The sequence below is a fragment of the Luteimonas sp. A277 genome, from assembly GCF_054052045.1.
Map to the genome: position 1 here is coordinate 35,627 of NZ_JBSVRG010000012.1, position 18,770 is coordinate 54,396.

16 protein-coding genes are annotated in these 18,770 nt (G+C 69.0%); 10 read left to right on the plus strand and 6 right to left on the minus strand.

Translation table 11 applies throughout. The features are described from left to right. Positions 1 to 275: 275 nt before the first annotated feature. The 3 genes from ACW7G2_RS12470 to ACW7G2_RS12480 form a co-directional block, all read right to left on the minus strand. Positions 276 to 1,397: an AI-2E family transporter gene (locus tag ACW7G2_RS12470; protein WP_456976261.1), complete on the minus strand. Its 1,122-nt coding sequence runs from the start codon at positions 1,395 to 1,397 to the stop codon at positions 276 to 278. Positions 1,398 to 1,617: 220 nt separating this feature from the next. Further along, positions 1,618 to 2,055, minus strand: coding sequence for a PepSY domain-containing protein (locus tag ACW7G2_RS12475; protein ID WP_456976263.1), 438 nt, complete (start codon positions 2,053 to 2,055; stop codon positions 1,618 to 1,620). An 81-nt stretch (positions 2,056 to 2,136) separates the two neighbouring features. Next, the gene (locus ACW7G2_RS12480) at positions 2,137 to 4,806 is read right to left on the minus strand and encodes a bifunctional diguanylate cyclase/phosphodiesterase (protein WP_456976265.1); all 2,670 of its coding nucleotides are present in this window, start codon (positions 4,804 to 4,806) and stop codon (positions 2,137 to 2,139) included. A gap of 269 nt (positions 4,807 to 5,075) precedes the next feature. Here ACW7G2_RS12480 and ACW7G2_RS12485 point away from each other — a divergent pair, with 269 nt between their 5' ends. Next, positions 5,076 to 7,100, plus strand: coding sequence for a M3 family metallopeptidase (locus ACW7G2_RS12485; RefSeq protein ID WP_456976267.1), 2,025 nt, complete (start codon positions 5,076 to 5,078; stop codon positions 7,098 to 7,100). 225 nt (positions 7,101 to 7,325) lie between these two features. On the opposite strand, the gene ACW7G2_RS12490 is transcribed toward ACW7G2_RS12485, so the two are convergent. After that, positions 7,326 to 7,997 carry an SDR family oxidoreductase gene (locus ACW7G2_RS12490; protein WP_456976269.1) on the minus strand — a complete coding sequence of 224 codons (672 nt, stop codon included), beginning with the start codon at positions 7,995 to 7,997 and terminating at the stop codon, positions 7,326 to 7,328. Positions 7,998 to 8,135: 138 nt separating this feature from the next. Here ACW7G2_RS12490 and ACW7G2_RS12495 point away from each other — a divergent pair, with 138 nt between their 5' ends. The 9 genes from ACW7G2_RS12495 to ACW7G2_RS12535 all read left to right on the plus strand — a co-directional run bounded on the left by ACW7G2_RS12495 (position 8,136) and on the right by ACW7G2_RS12535 (position 17,299). After that, on the plus strand, positions 8,136 to 9,410 hold the full coding sequence (locus ACW7G2_RS12495; protein WP_456976271.1) for a serine hydrolase domain-containing protein: 1,275 nt from the start codon (positions 8,136 to 8,138) through the stop codon (positions 9,408 to 9,410). 237 nt (positions 9,411 to 9,647) lie between these two features. Beyond that, entirely contained in the window at positions 9,648 to 10,019 is a 372-nt protein-coding gene (locus ACW7G2_RS12500) for a hypothetical protein (RefSeq protein ID WP_456976273.1), read from the plus strand. 101 nt (positions 10,020 to 10,120) lie between these two features. Continuing rightward, entirely contained in the window at positions 10,121 to 10,654 is a 534-nt protein-coding gene (locus tag ACW7G2_RS12505; protein WP_456976275.1) for a hypothetical protein, read from the plus strand. A gap of 72 nt (positions 10,655 to 10,726) precedes the next feature. Next, a complete protein-coding gene (locus ACW7G2_RS12510) occupies positions 10,727 to 11,926 on the plus strand; it encodes a beta-ketoacyl-[acyl-carrier-protein] synthase family protein (RefSeq protein WP_456976277.1) in 1,200 nt (399 codons plus the stop codon). Further along, positions 11,923 to 12,702 (plus strand): beta-ketoacyl synthase chain length factor, encoded by a 780-nt coding sequence (locus tag ACW7G2_RS12515; protein ID WP_456976279.1) that lies wholly within the window; start codon positions 11,923 to 11,925, stop codon positions 12,700 to 12,702. Before ACW7G2_RS12510 ends, ACW7G2_RS12515 begins: the two co-directional genes overlap by 4 nt. Further along, positions 12,695 to 13,519, plus strand: coding sequence for a glycosyltransferase family 2 protein (locus ACW7G2_RS12520; protein ID WP_456976281.1), 825 nt, complete (start codon positions 12,695 to 12,697; stop codon positions 13,517 to 13,519). The genes ACW7G2_RS12515 and ACW7G2_RS12520 overlap by 8 nt, the downstream gene beginning before the upstream one ends. 4 nt (positions 13,520 to 13,523) lie before the next feature. After that, on the plus strand, positions 13,524 to 15,155 hold the full coding sequence (locus ACW7G2_RS12525) for an NAD(P)/FAD-dependent oxidoreductase (protein WP_456976283.1): 1,632 nt from the start codon (positions 13,524 to 13,526) through the stop codon (positions 15,153 to 15,155). A 39-nt stretch (positions 15,156 to 15,194) separates the two neighbouring features. Continuing rightward, positions 15,195 to 16,454 carry a cation:proton antiporter gene (locus tag ACW7G2_RS12530; protein WP_456976285.1) on the plus strand — a complete coding sequence of 420 codons (1,260 nt, stop codon included), beginning with the start codon at positions 15,195 to 15,197 and terminating at the stop codon, positions 16,452 to 16,454. A gap of 335 nt (positions 16,455 to 16,789) precedes the next feature. Further along, entirely contained in the window at positions 16,790 to 17,299 is a 510-nt protein-coding gene (locus tag ACW7G2_RS12535; protein WP_456976287.1) for an REP-associated tyrosine transposase, read from the plus strand. 155 nt (positions 17,300 to 17,454) lie between these two features. On the opposite strand, the gene ACW7G2_RS12540 is transcribed toward ACW7G2_RS12535, so the two are convergent. Further along, complete coding sequence (locus tag ACW7G2_RS12540) at positions 17,455 to 17,898, minus strand: hypothetical protein (RefSeq protein WP_456976289.1); 444 nt, start codon at positions 17,896 to 17,898, stop codon at positions 17,455 to 17,457. Between the two features lie 99 nt (positions 17,899 to 17,997). Continuing rightward, a complete protein-coding gene (gene fabG / locus ACW7G2_RS12545) occupies positions 17,998 to 18,735 on the minus strand; it encodes a 3-oxoacyl-ACP reductase FabG (RefSeq protein ID WP_456976291.1) in 738 nt (245 codons plus the stop codon). Between the last annotated feature and the right edge of the window lie 35 nt (positions 18,736 to 18,770).

The window sequence follows — 18,770 nt, forward strand, 5'->3', positions numbered from 1 at the left end:
GCCGCGTGAATCATGGCGTGCGGGAATCCGTCGGACACGGCGCGGTGACCGGGGCCACGCCGCGCTGCCAGACGTCACGCGGCTTCGCGCGCATGGCGCGCTCCTACCGGGCGAATCGCTATTCGACCCATACGGCCAACCCCACCTCGTAGGAGCGCCTCACAGGCGCGAAGCCGCGTGAATCATGGCGTGCGGGAATCCGTCGGACACGGCGCGGTGTCCGGGGCCACACCGCGCCGCCAGACGTCACGCGGTTTCGCGCGCGTGGCGCGCTCCTACAAATCGCCGCTGCGGGACATGAGGACGGCGATGGGGCGGGTGCCGCTGAATTCGGACAGCACGATGGCCAGCACCGAGGTGATCGGCACCGCGAGGAAGGCGCCGGGGATGCCCCATAGCGCGCCCCAGATGGTGAGGCTGGCCAGGATCACGAACGGGCTGAGGTTGAGCGAGTTGCCCAGCAGCCACGGATCAAGGAAGTTGCCGATCACGAACTGTGCGCTGGAGAGCAGGATCAGCAGGGTGATGACGGTGCCGATATCGCCGAACTGCACGATCGCCCAGGCCACCGGGAACAGCACGCCCAGGAACGAGCCGATGTAGGGCACGTAGTTGAGCACGGTGATCAGCACCGCCCAGAAGCCGGCGAATTCCACCCCGAAGATGGCCATGATCGCCCAGCTGATCACGCCCAGGATCACGCTGACCAGGGTCTTGAGCGCAAGGTATTGCCCGGTGCGCGTGCTGATGCTGTCGAGCACCTGGCGGATGCGTGAGACATCCTGCGGATCATCCGAGAGGTTGCGCAGCTTCTGCGGGAACACACGCTTTTCAACCAGCAGGAAGGTCACGTACAGCAACACCACCGCCATGGTGGCCATCACCGCGGTCACCGAAACCACGGTGGTGCCGATCACCGCCTGGGTGCTGATCTGTTCCAGGATCTGCACGCGCAGGGCGTTCCAGGTGGGCGCGCTCTCGATGCCGACCAGCTCGGCCCCGCGCTGGATCATCTGCAGCAGCGATTCCTCGTAGTCCGGCGCCAGCTGCACCACCCGGCCCACGTTGTTGACCACCAGCAGAACGCCGGCGCCGATCACCGCCAGGATGGAGGCGATCGAGGCGACGTAGCACAGCCACGGCGGCAGCCAGCGGCCGACGGTGGGCACGCGGCGCAGACCGCGCGAGAGGCCGATGATGATGTAGGCCACGAGGACGCCGAAGACCATGGGCACGAACACCGGCCGGCCGATGTAGAGCACCCAGCCGATGATCACCGCCAGCAGGGCGCCGTAGACGATGGCTTGCAGACGGTCGCGCACGAGGATGCGGCGCTGACGTGGCTGGGGGGCTGTTTCCGGGGCATTTCCGGACGCACGGGGCGTGGTCTGATCCATGCACCACATTCTGGCATGCCCCCATGTAGGAGCGCGCCACGCGCGCGAAACCGCGTGAATCATGGTTCGCGGCGGAGCGTCGGACAGGGCGTGGTGTCCGGGGGTGCGCGGCGCGGATCAATGTCACGCGGTTTCGCGCGCGTGGCGCGCTCCTACGATGGGGTATTCACATCTGGTCGGCGGAGATCCGGCGGAGTCCGATGAATTCGGGATGCCACGCTCAATCCCGTTTCCGGCTCACGACCTCGGCAGTGGCCGGATCCATGTACAGGTCGTATTCGACGCCATCGTGGTGGGCATCCGCCTCCCACATGCCGTCATCGAACCGCACGTCGCGGATGCGCTCGTAGCCGGCGGCCGAAAGACTGGCGCGCACCTCATCTTCGGTCAGCGAGGTCTGGCCGTCGTCGGGATAGATGGTGCCGGTGCGCGGATCCACCCGCACATCGATCCGGCGTCCGTCCGAACGCCGGGCATCGGCCTCCCACACGCCATCGTCGCGCTCGACGTCATCGATATCGGTGTAGCCGGCTGCGGTCAGCGCATCGCGCACTTCGCGCTCGCTCATGCCGTCCTGACCGGGATCGCCCGCGCAGGCGGCGCCGGCAAATGCCAGAGCAGCGGCGAATACGCCCGTACGGATGGTTGCATGCTTCATGTCAGTGCTCCTGGGTGCGGGGGACGCCCACATCGTGTGCGGCGGGCCGCTAACACCCGGTGAAGCCCCGACAAGCGCCTGTCAGTCGCGTTGGAACACCACCCGCTGGGGCATGCTCAGCACGAAGCCCTGGCCGTAGTCCACGCCCAGCATCCACAGCACTTCGCGGATGGCGTCGTCATCGACCCATTCGGCCACGACCTTCAGCCCGCGCTGGTGGCCGATCTGCACGATCGCACTGACGATGGTCCGGCTCATGAGGTCCTTGTCGATCTCGCGGATGAAGCTGCCATCGATCTTGATCACGTCCACCGGCAGGTTCTTCAGATAGCCGAACGACGACATGCCGGCGCCGAAATCATCCAGCGCGATCCTGCACCCGGCCGCACGCAGACGCTCGATCACCTTGGCCACTTTCAGCAGGCTGCGCACGGCAACTGTTTCAGTAATCTCCAGGCACACCGCTTCCGCCGGAACCCCGTATTCGGCCAGGCAGCCGAGGATGAAATCGGCGATATCCTCATCGTCCACCGTGGCACCGGACAGGTTGATGGCGCAGGTTTCCAGGCCCTCGCCCGACGGGTGCAGGCGGCTGAAGTTGGACAGCGCCGTGCGGATCACCCAGCGGTCCACCGCCGGCATCAATCCATAGCGCTCGGCGGCAGGCAGGAAGGTGCCCGGCGGCACCAACTGCCCGTTCTTTTCCCGCAGGCGCAGCAGCAGCTCGATATACGGGCCTTCCGCGGCATCCGGGCTGAGCGGCACCACCTCCTGGTAGTCGAGCACCAGCCGGTCCTCTTCCAGCGCGCTGGCCAGCCGGTGCACCCATTCCATCTCGCCGTGGCGGCGGGTGGTTTCGTCATCCTCGCGGTAGAGGTGCACGCGGTTGCGCCCGTTCTCCTTGGCCAGGTAGCAGGCGCTGTCGGCCCAGGCCATGACGTCCTGCAGCGTGGCGCCGGGATGGTCGAGTACCACCACGCCGATGCTTGCACTGACCGAGTGGGTGCGGCCCTTCCAGATGAAGCGCACGCTGTCGATGCTGCGGCGTAGGCGTTCGGCCAGCACCAGGGCTTCGGCCTCGCCCACGCCGTAGGCAAGCAGGCCGAATTCGTCGCCGCCCAGGCGCGCAATCAGGTCGCCCTCGCGCAGCTCGCGGCTGAGCGTCATCACCAGTTCCACCAGCAGCTGGTCACCGGCGCGGTGGCCGGACAGGTCGTTGATCACCTTGAACTGGTCGAGGTCGAAGTACAGCAGGGCGAAGCGGCCGCCCTCGGGATCCACCCGCTGGCGCTCCAGCGCGCGGGCCAGGCGGCGCTCGAATTCGCGCCGGTTCCACAGCTCGGTCAGGGCGTCGTGGGTGGCCTGATAGCCCAGCCGTGCGGCCAGCTCGCGCTGTTCGCTGATGTCGCTGGCGGCCAGCAGCCGGTGGCGCTGGCCATCAACCACCACCGGGGCCAGCGATACCGAGGCCCAGAACCCCCCGGCCGGCGCGGCCAGCTCGGCTTCGCGGTCTTCCCAGCTGGACTGGCCATCCGGATCATCGGCCAGCTCGTTGCCCAGCGCGTCATCGGCGAATACACAGGCCAGCGGGCGCCCGACCACCTCGCCCAGGCGCTTGCGCGCGAACTGGTTGGCGTAGGTGATGTTGCCCTCGCCGTCAGCCAGCAGCACCAGCGCCGGCAGCAGCTCGTTGAGGGCCCGGAACCGCGCCTCGCTCTCGGCGAAGCGTGCGCTCATGCCCTGACCAAGCGCCAGCGCGTGGCGGTGGGTGGAGGCGATCGACCACAGCAGCAGTGACAGCAGCAGGCTGATCAGCGAACCGATGGCGAGGATGGAAACGGCTTTTTCGAACTCGGCGTGGGCCGCCTGCGGACGCAGGTGCAGTTCCCAGCGGCGCCCGCCGAACTCCAGCTGGCGCACCAGCGCCGGCACGTCGTGTTGCGGCGCCGGCCCGGATTCGAACACCCGGCCATCCCCGGCAGCGTCGGGATCGTGGATGGCCACGTGCATGAACTCGAGGATCCGCCCCTGCAGGCCGGTCCGCACCAGCGGATCGAGCTGGAGGCTGATCGCGAGCGCACCGATCTCACGCGCACGCCGCTGCTCGATCGTCATGGGCGAAGGACCGCGCGAATACACCGGCAAGCGCAGGGTGATACCGCGCCCGGCCAGGCCGGCGCCTTCCATCTGGATCAGCTGCAAGGGCGCCGACATCGACAGCAGGTCGCTGTCCCGCGCCAGCTCGAGCGCGGCCAGGTTGTCCGGCTGGGTGGCCAGGTCGAACCACAGCAGCGCCTCGTTGCCATGCATTGGCGACAGCAGCTCGTAGCGGTAATGCTGCCCGCTGCCGTCGGACGGATCGATCCGCCGCGCAAACGCGGTGACGATGTATCCGGGCACGTTGCCGACCGCGCGCAGGTTCTGCTGGTAATGGGCGAAGGCGGTCTGGCTCATTTCGCCCTGCGAGAGGAACACGGTCTGCATGGCACGCAAGGCGACGGCGGCGCCTTCCAGCGGCTCGCGCACGCGGCCCCGCGCGGCATCGGCCAGCGAGGCGTGCATGGCCTCCGCGCGCGCCTGCGCGTCGCGCCATTCGTGGTGGGCGATGGCTCCGGTCCCCGCCAGACCGACCAGCAGCACCAGCAGCGCCCACCCCAGCGGCGGCAGCGCATGGAACAATCCGTAGCGCTGATGCGGGCCGGTTTTCTCGGCACCCTGCGCGGGGACGGTCTGGGGCACCTGGGTGGACATGGATTCGGCTTCTTGCGAACGGCTGGCGACCGGTCATCGCCCGCAGGCGACGGTGACAGCGACGGCCCGGCAGGCATCTGGCTGGGTGGATTCGGGTCGATCATGGCATGGGACATCTGAAAACGGGCCTGCCGTTGGTCCTGCGATTCAGTCCTGGGATCAGTCCTGCGATCGGTCCTGCCGGCTGTCCGGCCGGCGGGCTCCCGGCGATGGGCGGGCGGGGCGGCCCGTTAGAATGACGGGTCTGTTTCCCCATCGGTACCCCCCCCATGACCAATCCCCTGCTCGATTTCTCCGGACTGCCCCGTTTCGACGCGATCACGCCGGCACACGTGGCCCCCGCCATGGACGCGCTGCTGGCCGAGGCCGAGGCGGCGGTGGAGCATGCCCGCACGGTGGCGCCGGTGACGTGGGAGGGGTTCATCACGCCGCTGGAGGACGCCACCGAGCGGCTCGGCCGCGCCTGGGGCGTGGTGGGGCACCTGCAGGCGGTGATGAACACGCCGGAGCTGCGCGAGGCCTACAACGCCGCCCTGCCGCGGGTGACCCGCTTTTTCAGCGCGCTGGCGCAGGACCAGGCGCTGTACGCCCAGTACCGGGCGCTGGCCACGGCGCCGGAATTCGCCAGCTTCGACCAGGCGCGCAGGACGGCGGTGGAAAACGCGCTGCGTGACTTCCGCCTTGGCGGCGCCGAGCTGGAAGAAAGCCAGCGCGCGCGCTTTGCCCAGCTGCAGGAAGAGCTGGCCGCGCTGTCGGCCCGGTACTCGGAAAACCTGCTGGATGCCACCGACGATTTCGCCCTGTACGTGCAGGACGAAGCCGAGCTGGCCGGCGTGCCGGCCGATGTGCTCAATGCCTGTCGCGGCGCAGCGCGCGAGGACGGCCGCAACGGCTGGAAGCTGACCCTGCACATGCCCTGCTACCTGCCGGTGCAGACCTATGCCGACAGCCGCCAGCTGCGCGAAACGCTGTACCGGGCCTACGGGGTGCGGGCCTCCGAGGCGGGTCCGGCGGAGCTGGACAACTCCGGCCTGATCGAGCGCACCCTGGCGCTGCGCACGGAGTTGGCCAGGCTGCTCGGCTTTGCCAGTTACGCCGAGGTGTCGCTGGCCACCAAGATGGCGGACGCCCCGGATGACGTACTTGCCTTCCTGCGCGAGCTGGCCGGCAAGGCCCTGCCCCACGCCAGGCGCGATCGCGCCGAGCTTGATGAGTTCGCCCGCGACGAGCTGGGCCTGGACACCGTGCAGCCGTGGGACCTGGCCTGGGCCAGCGAGAAGCTGCGCCAGGCGCGCTATGCCTATTCGGCGCTGGAGGTGAAGCAGTACTTCACCGAGCCCAAGGTGCTGGACGGGCTGTTCGGCCTGATTCACGACCTGTACGGCCTGCGGGTGGAGCAGGACCAGGCGCCCACGTGGCACGAGGACGTGCGCTTCTACCGCCTGCTCAACGGCGACGGCGGCCTGGTGGGCCAGTTCTACCTGGATCCACATGCGCGCACCGGCAAGCGCGGCGGCGCGTGGATGAACGACTGCCGCAACCGCCGCCAGCGTGCCGATGGCGACCAGACCCCGGTGGTGTACCTGGTCTGCAACTTCGGCAAGGGGGTGGACGGCAAGCCGGCCACGCTCAGTCACGATGAAGTGGTGACCCTGTTCCACGAGATGGGACACGGCCTGCACCAGCTGCTGACCGAAGTAGGCGAGCTGCCGGTGGCAGGCATCAACGGGGTGGAATGGGATGCGGTGGAGCTGCCCAGCCAGTTCATGGAGAACTTCTGCTGGGAATGGCCGCGGGTGCGGGCGATGAGCGCGCACGTGGACAGCGGCGAGCCGCTGCCGCGCGAGCTGTTCGACCGGATGCTGGCGGCGAAGAACTTCCACAGCGGGCTGCAGACCGTGCGCCAGCTGGAGTTCGCCCTGTTCGACATGCTGCTGCACAGCGGCGCCGAAGCCCGCGCTGCGGAAGTGATGGCCCTGCTGGAGCAGGTGCGCGACGAGGTGGCGGTGATCCGCCCGCCGTCCTGGCACCGCTTCCCGCACCAGTTCGGCCACATCTTTGCCGGCGGTTACGCGGCCGGCTACTACAGCTACAAGTGGGCCGAGGTGCTGAGCGCGGATGCCTATGCGGCGTTCGAGGAGGCGCCAGAGGCGCTGGCCGAGACCGGCGCGCGCTTCCGCCGCGAGATCCTGGCGCGGGGCGGCAGCCGCCCGGCGCTGGAAAACTTCACCGCCTTCCGCGGCCGCGAGCCGCAGATCGAAGCCCTGCTGCGCCACAGCGGCATGACCGCGTAACGACCTGGGCCGCGCGGCCCGGATTCGGGACGCCCAACTCGAATGTAGGAGCGCGCCATGCGCGCGAAGCCGCGTGAATTCTGCACACTGGATGGGGCTTCGGTGACGACGTCGTAACCGAAGCCCCATCCCGGTGCCAGGTGTCACGCGGCTTCGCGCGCATGGCGCGCTCCTACGGAGAGGCTGGGATCCTTCAAACCCGGCGCGGCCACGCGGCCCGAGCGCTCACCAGGGGAGCTGGCTGCCGTTGGCGTGGCGGAAGGTGCCGGACGCTTCCAGGTCCAGCTCGTCCAGGCGCTCGACCAGCTGGGCGGCGGCGTGCTCCGGAGCCACCTCGCCGCGCCCGCCCACCATCTCGGTGGCGACGAAGCCCGGATGCAGCAGCTGCACGGCAATGCCGCGCTCCTCCAGGTCCACGGCCAGCGACCGGCCGATGGCGTTCACCGCGGCCTTGGACGCGCGATAGCCGTAGCGGCCGCCGGAGCTGTTGTCGCCCATCGAGCCCATGCGGCTGGTGATGATGCCGACCTTGCTGCCCCGCGCCAGGTTGGCATCCAGCGCCTGCAGCACCCGCAGCGGCCCGAGCGCGTTGATTTCGAACTGATCGCGCATGGCCTGGAAGCCGGCCGCGTCGATTTCGCCATAGGACTGGCGGGTGAGGATGCCGGCGTTGAGCACCACCACATCGAGCGATTCACCTTTCAAACGCTCGGCCAGTCCTGCCACCGCTGCGTCGTCAGACACATCTACGCCGGCCTCGATCCGGGCGCCGGTGGCTTCGAGCGCTGCGCTGCTGGTGCGGCAGACGGCAATGACCTGATCGCCGCGCTCGCGGTAACGCTGCACCAGGGCCAGACCGATGCCGCGGTTGGCGCCGGTGACAAGGATGGTCTGCATGGGGTTCTCCGGAAAAGTCGTCTGCAAGGGATGGCGGCGCTGTGGGCGATCTTCAAGCGTGAGCAACGGCCCGGCTCGCCACAGCGAAGCTGAAATGTTCTAGGCTCCGGCTACCTGAACGAATACGCCGGACGCACTATGTTGAACAAGCTGACCTCCTGCAGGCTGATTTCGCGCAAGCTGACTGCAGGAAGCGCCCTGCTGGCCGCGCTGCTGTGCGCCGGTGGGACTGCCTTTGCCACCGACGACGCGTCCGGAACCCCCGCAGAGCCGGTGGCCGCGGTGCGGGTCGCCTTCGACCTTGACGGCGTCACTGCATCCCACGCCCAGGGCATGGCCGACCTGGCCACCGGCCGCGAGGTCACCGCCGACTCGCCCACGCGGATGGCTTCGATCTCCAAGCTGGTGGTCGCGATCGGGGTGATGCAACTGGTCGAAGACGGCCTGCTGGACCTGGATGCCGACGTGTCGGAAGGGCTCGGCTGGGAGCTGCGCCATCCCCGGTTTCCCGATGCGCCGATCAGCCTGCGCCAGCTGCTGTCGCACACCAGCGGCCTGACCGACGACGCGGGCTACTGGCAGACTCCGCTGGACGGCCAGCTTAAGGACCTGCTGGATGACCCGCGCGCCTGGAACGAAGAGCACGCCCCCGGCACCTGGTTCCAGTACACCAACCTCAACTTCCCGCTGGTAGCGACGCTCATGGAGAACGCCACCGGAGAGCGCTTCGACCTGCTGATGAAGCGGCTGGTGTTTGATCCGCTCGGCCTGGCCGGCTGCTATGGCTGGGCCGCCTGCGATGACGACACCGTGGCCAGCGCGGTGGTCCAGTACCGCAGCGACCGCACGCCCAGCGCCGACAACAACCAGGGCACGCGCCCCGCCTGTCCGGTGGCCCGCGCAGCCGACGGCAGCTGCAACCTGGACCTGTGGCGCCCCGGCGCCAACGGTGCGCTGTTCGGGCCGCAGGGCGGCATGCGCATTTCGGCCACGGACCTGGCGAAGATCGGACGGCTGCTGCTGGGACAGGGCAGCGTGGACGGCGTGCGCCTGCTCAGCGAAGAATCGGTGCAGACCATGCTGCGGCCGCAGTGGTCGCTGGCTTCCACGGGCGGCGACACCGTGGAGCCCGACGCGGGCGGGCATGCGCAGGAAGGTTTCTACTGCAGCTACGGCCTGTCCACCCAGACCCTGGCCACCCTCCATGACGGCTGCCGCGACGATCCGTTCGGCGACGGCGTACGCCGCGTGGGCCACGCCGGCAACGCCTACGGCCTGCTGTCCGGACTGTGGGTGGACATGGAAGGCGGCAACGGCGTTGTCTACTACGCCACCGGCATGACCGACGCCCCGCCCGGCAGCACCTCCGCCTTCACCGCCATCGAAGAATCCCTCGCCCAGGACCCCTTGTAGGAGCGCGCCATGCGCGCGAAGCCGCGTGACACCCGCAATCCCGCACCCTTTCTGCCGCCGCACTGTCTGAAAGGCCGGCGGGGATCCCGGAGCAAATTCGTGGACGATGCAGCAGGACCACAGCGGAGGTCACGCGGCTTCGCGCGCATGGCGCGCTCCTACAAAAGGCGTGCGTGGATTTCGTGTGGGGTCTGGGGGCGGTAACCTCGGCTCAACCCCATATCTGGACACCAGATCATGAAGCTATCCGAATCCTTCCTGCTCCTTGCCCTGCTGGCGCCCGCCCTGGCGGGCGCGCAGGTGCAAACCGCGCCGCTGCCAGTACCTGACGAACCGACCACGCGGCCGGACCGCGCCGAGCGCCAAACCGGCATGGTCACCTTCGGCGAGGCGGGCGGGCAGCAGGTGATCATCCGCTCGTTCGAGCCCACCACGCTGCTCTCAAGTGACTACAGCATTGATTTCGAAACGCTCGACACCGACGCGGACGGCTTCATCAGCCGCCGCGAGGCGAGCGCAAACGACACCCTGAGGCAGGAATTCAACGGCGTCGACGTGGACGGCGACGGCCTGCTCAGCCGCGACGAGCTGAGCGGCTGGATCCGCTGAGGGTCCGCCTCAGAACCGGCTGTACGCAGCGCGGTACTGTCACAGTGCTTTGATGGCTACGGCGCGAGGATAGGGACCGTACCCCAACGCGGCCCCCGCCCATGAACGCTCTGTCGCCCCTTACGGGAGAAGTCTCGGACAGCAAGGTTGCAGCCATCTTCGACAGCGAGAGCAACGCACGCGGCTGTGCACGCAGGCTGCGCAAGGCGCTCCGCCTGCGCCCGTCGCAGGTGCAGGTGATTACCCGCCACGACCTTCACCCGGGCCGCAAGATGGAGCCGGAAGGTCGCGGCATCGTCCGCACAATCATCACCGCCCACGCCAAGCTGGGAGTGGCCGGGCTGGTGCTCGGCGCACTGGTGTTTGCAGTGCTGTACGCAAGCGGCCTGGAGCTGGTGACCAGCTCGCCCGGCTTCGCCGCGGCGCTCATCATCGGTTACGGCGGCGTGTTCGGCCTGATGGCCGGGGGGCTGGTGTCGCTGCGACCCGATCACGACCCGTATATCCAGAAGGTGCGCGATGCGCTGGCGGAAGGCCGCTCGGCAGTGGTGGTCCACGCCTTCAATGCAGAACAGCGCGACGCGGCGAAGGACAGTCTGGACAAGGCGGGCGGGGACACCATCCGCACGCTGTGAACGGGGCGTCACCAGTGCCTGACCACTGCCGCCTATACTCGCGGCCAGTGAACAAGGAGGCCTGCGCGCCCGATGCTCTCCCCGATTCCGGCGCTGGCGATCCGCGCCTATACCGCAACCACCGCGCTTGGCCGCGGACGTGCCGCACAGGCACAGGCGCTGGACGAGCGCCGCAGCGGCCTGCGCCGCAACGATTTCGGACCCGATCCGCTGGACGCCTGGATCGGCCGCGTAAGCGGGCTTGAAGACGAGGCGCTGCCCGCCCGGTTTGCCCAGTGGGAATGCCGCAACAACCGTTTGGCCTGGCTGGCCCTGCAGCAGGACGGGATGCTGGAGGCCGTGGCCGCGGCCGTCGACCGCCATGGCGCGGAGCGTGTGGCTCTGGTGCTCGGCACCTCAACTTCCAGCATTGGCGCAACCGAAGAAGCCTATGCCCGGCTTGACGACGGCGCCTTTCCCGCGGACCTGGCGCGAGCGCATGTACACACGCCACATTCGCTGGGCGGGTTCGTGCAGGAGGCGACCGGCCTGCGCGGACCGTGCATGACCGTGGCCACGGCCTGCTCATCGAGCGCCAAGGTGTTCGCCCAGGCTGCACGGCTGATCCACTCGGGGTTGGCTGACGCCGCACTGGTGGGCGGCATCGACACCCTGTGCGGCAGCGTGTTGTTCGGCTTCAACTCGCTGGGACTGGTGTCGACGCAGCCGGCGCGGCCGTTCGACCCCGCGCGCGACGGACTGTCGCTGGGCGAGGCTGGCGGCTATGCCCTGCTGGAGCGCTGCGAAGAGGGCGAGCCCGGGCTGCAGCTGCGCGGCTACGGCGAATCCAGCGACGCCCACCACATGTCCGCGCCCCATCCCGAGGGTCTCGGGGCGCGGATGGCGATGGCCGACGCGCTCAAGCGCGCAGGAATCGAAGCCGACCAGGTCGGCTATCTCAACCTGCACGGCACCGCGACGCCGGCCAACGACACGGTCGAGGCGAAGGCGGTGGCGGCTATGTTCGGCCCGGGCCTGCACGCCGGTTCCACCAAGGGCTGGACCGGGCACACGCTGGGCGCGGCCGGCATCGTGGAGTCGGTGTTCGCGCTGATCGCGCTGGACGACGGACTGCTGCCCGGCACCCTCAACAGCCTGGCGCTGGACCCGGCCTGCGGGCCGCAGCTGCGGCTGGACAACGCGCGCGGCGACATCAGCTACGCGATGAACAACTCATTCGGCTTTGGCGGCAACAACTGCTCGCTGGTGTTTGGCAAGGCGGTGGCGCAATGACGGCGCTGGAGGCGAGGATCGACGGCGTCGGCTTCTGGACCGGCGGACTGCCGTCGTGGCAGGCCGCGCGGGATTTCGTCGGCGGCGGTCCCGCGGTGGAGGATGCCCCGCGCAAGCCATCGCCACAGCTGCTGGCCGCCAACGAGCGCCGGCGCGCGCCGGCCACCGTGGCGGTGGCGCTGGAGGTGGCGCTGGCCGCCTGCCAGGACGCCGGGCGCGACCCGAAGGCGCTGGCATCGGTGTTCGCCTCCACCCACGGCGACCTGGCCATCACCGATTACATGGCCGCCACCCTGGCCGACGATCCGCGCGCGATCTCGCCCACCCGGTTCCACAACTCGGTGCACAACGCCGCTGCCGGCTACTGGACCATCGGCGTTGGCTGCATGGCCGCCGCCACCGCGATCAGCGCCGGTCCGGCGACCTTCGCCCAGGGACTGCTGGAGGCGCTGGCGCAGCTGGCCGGCGGCGACGAGGCGGTGCTGCTGGCAGCCTATGACATCGGCGCGACCGGCCCGCTGGGAACGATGGCGCCGAGCGAAGGACTGCTGGGCGGGGCGCTGGTGCTCTCGCGCGGCGCGGGCGGCACCCGCCTGCGGGCGAGCTTTATCCAAGGCGCGCCCGAGGCTGCCGAAGGCCGGCTGGCCACGCTGGCTGCAGGCAACGCCATGGCCCCGATGCTGCCGCTGTTCGACGCCCTGGCCACCAAGGGCGACCTGGCGCTGCTGCAGGCCGGCCCGGGCAGCGTGCTGCGGGTGGAGCTGGCTCATGGATAGCGGCAACGCCAGACTGCGCGCCAAGGACGTCGCGGTGGTGATCCCGGCGCTCAACGAGGCGCTGCAGATCCGCGCAGTGGTTGAGGATGCACTGGCGCACTGCCCGCGGGTGATCGTGGTCGATGACGGTTCCGACGATGGCACCTCCGACCTGATCGCCGACCTGCCCGTCACCGTGCTGCGCCACCCCCAGAGGATGGGCAAAGGCGCGAGCCTGCGCGACGGGTTTGCCGAAGCACTGCGCCAGGGCGCGACGGCGGTGGCAACGATGGACGGTGATGGCCAGCATTCGGCGAATGACCTGCCGCGCATGATCGATGCGTTCAACCGCCACCCCGGCTGCGTGATCGTCGGCGCGCGCCTGCGCAAGCGCGGCTGCCAGCCCTGGTACCGGCGGATCGGCAACGACTTCGGCGACTGGGGCATCAGCTGGGCGTGCGGCTTCCGCGTGGTCGACACGCAGAGCGGCCAGCGCCTGTACCCGGCCGCCGCCTGCGCGATGCAGGACGTGCCCGGCGAAGGGTTCGTGTTCGAGGCGCAGATGCTGATCTCCTCCGCCCGCCAGCTGGGGCTGGGCGTGGTGGCGCTGCCGGTGGACACCCGCTATGCGGATGCCGAACACCAGTTCCGCCAGAGTCACTTCAGGCTTTGGCACGATCTGCGGCTGATCACTTCGCACGTTGTGTTGCAGGTTTTCGGCCACGGCAATATGTTCGGCGAGTACCGGCGCACGCGCAGGACGCGACCGGTGATCGACGAGCCTGCGGGCGAGTTCAGCCCGACCCCCGCACCGCGCCCCTCAACGCCAACAGGCTGACACCATGGACCAGGCTTCTCCGGACACAGACATTCTGATTCTGGGCGGAGGCCTGGCAGGGCTGACCCTGGCCCTGCAACTGCGCCAGCAGGACCCGGCGCTGCGGATCAGCATCCTCGAGCGCCGTACGCATCCGGTGGCCGAGGCGGCGCACAAGGTGGGCGAGTCGACGGTGGAGATCGGCGCGCGCTATTTTTCCAGCGTGTTGGGCCTGCGCGGGCACCTGGACGAGCAGCAGATCCGCAAGTTCGGCTTCCGCTTCTTCTTTTCCGACGGCCGCAGCGACGTGGATGCCTGCACCGAGCTGGGCGTGAGCAGCCTGCTGCCGACGCCGTCATGGCAGATCGACCGCGGCCGCTTCGAGAATTTCCTCGGCGAACGCGTGCGCGGGCTGGACATCGATTTTCGCGATGGCGCGGTGGTGCGCTCGATTTCCATCGGGGAAGGGGAGACGCAGCATGAGGTCGGCTTTTCCGCAGATGGCGGCAAACACACGTTCTCCGCGCGCTGGCTGGTGGACGCCTCCGGCCGCGCCGGGCTGCTGAAGCGCAAGCTGGGCCTGGCCGAGACCAATGACCATGACGCCAATGCGGTGTGGTGGCGGGTGGATGGGATCGTAGATCCCGCCGACTGGTCCGCAGATGCGGACTGGCTGCAGCGCTGCGACCCGCCCGAACGCTGGCGCTCCACCAACCACATGTGCGGGCCGGGCTACTGGTTCTGGCTGATCCCGCTGGCTTCCGGCGCGCACTCGGTGGGGATTGTGTGCGACGCGAAGATGCATCCGCTGGAAACCATGAACACCCACGACAAGGCCATGCAGTGGCTGCGCCGGCACCAGCCGCGGGTGGCCGCCAGCCTCGATTCGGGCGCGCACGCGGTCAAGGATTTCCTGTTCCTGCGCCACTTTTCCCATGGCTGCCGGCAGCTGTTTTCCAGCGACCGCTGGGCGATCACCGGCGATGCGGGGCTGTTCCTGGACCCGTTCTATTCGCCCGGCAGCGACTTCATCGCGTTCGCCAACACCTATATCTGCGACCTGGTGGCGCGGGATCGCGCGGGCGGGTCCGTGTCGCCGTGGGCCGGGATCTACCAGCAGCTGTACCGCTCGTTCTACGACAGCATGCTGCCGATCTACCAGGGCCAGTACGCGCTGTTCGGCGATGCGCGGGTGATGCCGGTGAAGGTGATCTGGGACTACACCTACTACTGGGCGCTGCTGGCGCCGCTGTTCTTCTCCGGCCGGATCACCGATCTGGCCACCTTCCACCGCCTGCGCAAGCCGCTGCAGGCCGCGCGCGCGCTCAACGAGGCAATGCAGCCGCTGCTGCGCGAGTGGGGCGAGCGTAACGCCGCAACGGGGCTGGACGAGGAGCATGCCCGACTGCTCGACCAGGCCCGCATCGGCTGGTTCCATGAGCTCAACCGCGCCCTGTCCGACAAGCTGGACGACGCCACGTTCGACGCGCGCATGCATGCCAACGTGGAGCGGATGCGCTGGCTGGCCGGGGAGATCCTGCAGCGGGCGCGCGGCGACCATGCGGACATCGGCGCGCACGCTCTGGAGGCACTGGCCGACACCGATGGCGAAGCGCCTGTTTCCCTGGAACCACACTGGTACGCCGCCAGCGCCTGAGCGGCGCGCTCCTCTCCTTCTTATCGGCCACCCTTCCTGATGGAAAACCCGCTGCTGCTGCAACTGGTCGTGATCATCGCCACCGCACGCGTGTGCGGGCTGCTGCTGCGCTTCGTAGGCCAGCCGCCGGTGATCGGCGAAATGGCGGCGGGCATCATCCTCGGGCCGATCGTATTCGGAGCGCTGTTTCCGCAGTTCCATGGCCAGCTGTTCGCGCCGGAGTCGCTGTCAGCGCTGTCGTCGCTGGCCACGCTGGGGCTGGTGCTTTTCATGTTCATCGTGGGTGTGGAGCTGCGTACGCCGCCGGAAGGGATGCGCGCGCAGTTCAAGGCCGCGGGCTGGGTGGGGGTGCTGAGCGTGCTGGTGCCGATGGCGCTGGGGATTGCGATCTCGCCGGCGCTGCATCCGACGCTGGCGCCGGAGGGGGTGGGGTTCTGGCCGTTCGCGCTGTTCATGGCCTCGGCAATGGCGATCACCGCGTTTCCGATCCTGGCGCGGATCCTCAAGGAGCGGAACATCACCCACACCCGGCTGGGCCAGCTGTCGCTGAGCGCCGCGGCGATCGCCGATGTGCTGGCGTGGATCCTGCTGGCCCTGGTGGTGGCGCTGATCGGGGCGGGCGCGGGCTACGCCGGCTTCTTCCGGATCATCATCGGGCTGGCGGTGCTGTGCGCGGTGGTCTTCGGCCTGCTGCGCCCGCTGTACGCACGGCTGCTGGCGCGCCATGCGGCGGACAGCGTGCCGGGCGGGATGGTGCTGGCGGCGCTGTTCGTCGGCCTGTTCGCCTGCGCGGCGGTGACCGACTGGCTGCAGCTGCACGCGGTGTTCGGCGCGTTCCTGTTCGGCGCCTGCCTGCCGCGCGATGATCGCCTGCTGCGGACCCTGATGGAGCGCATCGAGCACGTGGCGATCATCGTGCTGATGCCGATCTTCTTCGCCCTGGCAGGCCTCAACACCACCGGCGATGCCTTCGTGGGCGCGGGGCTGGGCGCGCTGGGGCTGATCATGGCCGCGGCGGTGGTCGGCAAGATCGCCGGCGGCGCCGCTGGCGCGCGCCTGGCCGGCCTGGGCTGGCGCGACAGCATGGCGGTCGGCTCGCTGATGAACGCGCGTGCGCTGATGGAGTTGATCGTCATCAAGATCGGCTTGGACGCCGGCGTGATCGGCCAGCAGGCCTTCACCCTGCTGCTGGTGATGGCCATCTTGACCACCGTCATGACCGGCCCGCTGCTGGGCCTGTTCATGGCCCGCCGCCCCGCCAAACCCCTCCCCGTCCGGGCCTCGACCCCGCAGACGTAATACCCCGCCGCTGATATCGAATGCCCCTGCGGGCGCCCGCACACGCATGACCGCCACCCGCCCCCGTAGGAGCGCGCCACGCGCGCGAAACCGCGTGAATTCCGGGGCGCGCCGGGATGTCGGTGGCAATGTTGTGGCCGGAGGAACCTCTGCGTGACGTAGATCCACGCGGTGGGGCTCCGGTTAGCGCGCACCACCCACAAATGATCCGCGAACCGTGATTCACGCGGCTTCGCGCGCGTGGCGCGCTCCTACGGGGGGACGCAGCGTTCACCTACTGGCTTGCAGCCGGTTTGCCGATGGCGCAGGCATGATCGCTTGGCAAGGATGGAGCCATGAATACATCCACGCTCCGAACCAAACCCCGTCCGGGTCACGCTGCGTTGCGGTCGGGCCGCACCGGGGACCACTCCGGGCAGGCCTGGCACCTGACCTTCACCACCCACGGGCGCGAGCCGCTGTTCGAAGACTTCCAGGCCGCCCGCGTTGTCTCCGCCTGCCTGCACGATTCGATTGCGATCTCCGACGGCAGCGTGCTGGCATGGGTGGTCATGCCGGACCACGTCCATTGCCTGCTGCAACTGGATGGAGACCAGCCGCTCCACGTTGCCGTCGGCGGGCTCAAATCCGGCAGCGCGCGCCGGGTCAACCGGGCATTGGGACGGACCGGTCCGCTGTGGACCCGCGCGTATCACGATCACGCCATCCGCTCCGGCGAGGACCTGCGGTCGGTCGCACGCTACATCGTCGCGAATCCGCTGCGCGCAGGTCTCGTCCAGCGCATCGGCGACTACCCGTTCTGGAACGCTGTCTGGATGTCGGATCCCGACCCCAGCCCCCTGTAGGAGCGCGCCACGCGCGCGAAGCCGCGTGAATTCCGGGGTCGCGGCGGGGCGTCGGTAACCACGTTTGTAGCCGAAGGAAAACCGCGTGGCGATCCGTCACGCGGTTTCGCGCGCATGGCGCGCTCCTACAGCGATGCACGGGCTGGTGGGGGTGGTCAGTTCCCGCGCGGCGGGTTGGGCACGTGAATGGCGATGCCGGTGGCGTGGACCTGGGAGGGGCTGATGTTGACGCCTACGCCCAGGCCGCCGTAACCGCGCCCGCCGATGCGACCGCCGCCGGCACCGACGCTGACGCCGCTGTTGCCATAGTCGTCGGCGGTGCCCTGGAGCAGGACGCCGTTGGCGCCAAGTTTGGCGGCCTCTTCGCGCAGCTTGCGCAGCACCGAGTCGATCTTGTTCTGCTCGCCGTAGGTCAGCCCCCCGCTGCGGGTCTGCAGGACGGCAATTTCCTCGTAACCTGCCGGTGGCGGACCGTGGTAGATGCGCACCTGGGCGGGATCGATCGGCGCGCGGGGCGTGCCGGTAAGCATGTGCGAAGTGGCACAGCCGGCCAAGGCCAGCGCAAGCAGGATCAGGAGCAACGGACGCAGGGTGCGCATGGCGAAATCCTCTTCAAGCGGCCGGCCACCCCCTTCGGCGGCCGGATCTGCGGGTCGATTATCCGCGCCGGGGCCTGAAGCGCGTGTGCATGCGGGCGCTCATCCCATCCCGCCGTTGACGCCGATGACCTGTCCGTTCACGTAGCCGGCGGCATCCGAGCACAGAAAGGCCACCAGCGCGGCGACTTCCTCCGGCCGGCCGACGCGGGCGGCAGGGACGATCTGCTTCACCAGCTCCGGGGGAAACGCGTCTTTCGCCATGCTGCCCTCGATGACTCCCGGCGCCACCACGTTGGCGGTGATCCCGCGCGAGGCCATCTCCCGGGCCAGCGATTTCGTGGCCCCGTGCAAAGCCGCCTTGGCCGCGGCGTAATTCACCTGGCCGCGGTTTCCGGTCACCGCAGCAACGCTGGACACGCTGACGATCCGGCCCCAGCGCTTGCGCGCCATCGGCAGCAGCAGCGGCCGGGTCGCGTGGAAGAAGCCGTGCACGGACACGTCGATCACCCGCCGCCACTGGCTGTCGCTCATCCCGGCCAGGGGGGCGTCATCGTGGATGCCGGCGTTGTTGACCAGCACCTGGATGGGGCCGGCCTCAAGCAGGCCTTCGATGCAGGCGGTGGCGGCTTCGCCGTCGGTCAGGTCGAAGGCGACGGCCTCGGCGCTGCCGCCAGCCGTGGTGATCCCTTCAACCACCGCATTGGCCCGGGCCAGGTTGGCGTTGGCGTGGACGACCACGTGCAGGCCATCAGCGGCGAGCTGCCGGCAGATCGCGCCGCCGATATCGCCGCTGCCGCCGGTCACCAGCGCGCGGCGCTGTGTTGTGTGTGCAGTCATAACTGTCAATTATCCCGTAGGAGCGCGCCATGCGC

Bases quoted from the DNA above. Each gene is read 5' to 3' on its own strand.
- ACW7G2_RS12540 (WP_456976289.1), bottom strand. From the start codon at position 17,898: ATGCGCACCCTGCGTCCGTTGCTCCTGATCCTGCTTGCGCTGGCCTTG.
- ACW7G2_RS12480 (WP_456976265.1), bottom strand. From the start codon at position 4,806: ATGTCCACCCAGGTGCCCCAGACCGTCCCCGCGCAGGGTGCCGAGAAA.
- ACW7G2_RS12510 (WP_456976277.1), top strand. From the start codon at position 10,727: ATGCTCTCCCCGATTCCGGCGCTGGCGATCCGCGCCTATACCGCAACC.
- ACW7G2_RS12475 (WP_456976263.1), bottom strand. From the start codon at position 2,055: ATGAAGCATGCAACCATCCGTACGGGCGTATTCGCCGCTGCTCTGGCA.
- ACW7G2_RS12515 (WP_456976279.1), top strand. From the start codon at position 11,923: ATGACGGCGCTGGAGGCGAGGATCGACGGCGTCGGCTTCTGGACCGGC.
- ACW7G2_RS12525 (WP_456976283.1), top strand. From the start codon at position 13,524: ATGGACCAGGCTTCTCCGGACACAGACATTCTGATTCTGGGCGGAGGC.
- ACW7G2_RS12500 (WP_456976273.1), top strand. From the start codon at position 9,648: ATGAAGCTATCCGAATCCTTCCTGCTCCTTGCCCTGCTGGCGCCCGCC.
- ACW7G2_RS12520 (WP_456976281.1), top strand. From the start codon at position 12,695: ATGGATAGCGGCAACGCCAGACTGCGCGCCAAGGACGTCGCGGTGGTG.
- ACW7G2_RS12490 (WP_456976269.1), bottom strand. From the start codon at position 7,997: ATGCAGACCATCCTTGTCACCGGCGCCAACCGCGGCATCGGTCTGGCC.
- ACW7G2_RS12535 (WP_456976287.1), top strand. From the start codon at position 16,790: ATGAATACATCCACGCTCCGAACCAAACCCCGTCCGGGTCACGCTGCG.
- ACW7G2_RS12530 (WP_456976285.1), top strand. From the start codon at position 15,195: ATGGAAAACCCGCTGCTGCTGCAACTGGTCGTGATCATCGCCACCGCA.
- ACW7G2_RS12470 (WP_456976261.1), bottom strand. From the start codon at position 1,397: ATGGATCAGACCACGCCCCGTGCGTCCGGAAATGCCCCGGAAACAGCC.
- ACW7G2_RS12495 (WP_456976271.1), top strand. From the start codon at position 8,136: ATGTTGAACAAGCTGACCTCCTGCAGGCTGATTTCGCGCAAGCTGACT.
- ACW7G2_RS12485 (WP_456976267.1), top strand. From the start codon at position 5,076: ATGACCAATCCCCTGCTCGATTTCTCCGGACTGCCCCGTTTCGACGCG.
- ACW7G2_RS12505 (WP_456976275.1), top strand. From the start codon at position 10,121: ATGAACGCTCTGTCGCCCCTTACGGGAGAAGTCTCGGACAGCAAGGTT.
- fabG (WP_456976291.1), bottom strand. From the start codon at position 18,735: ATGACTGCACACACAACACAGCGCCGCGCGCTGGTGACCGGCGGCAGC.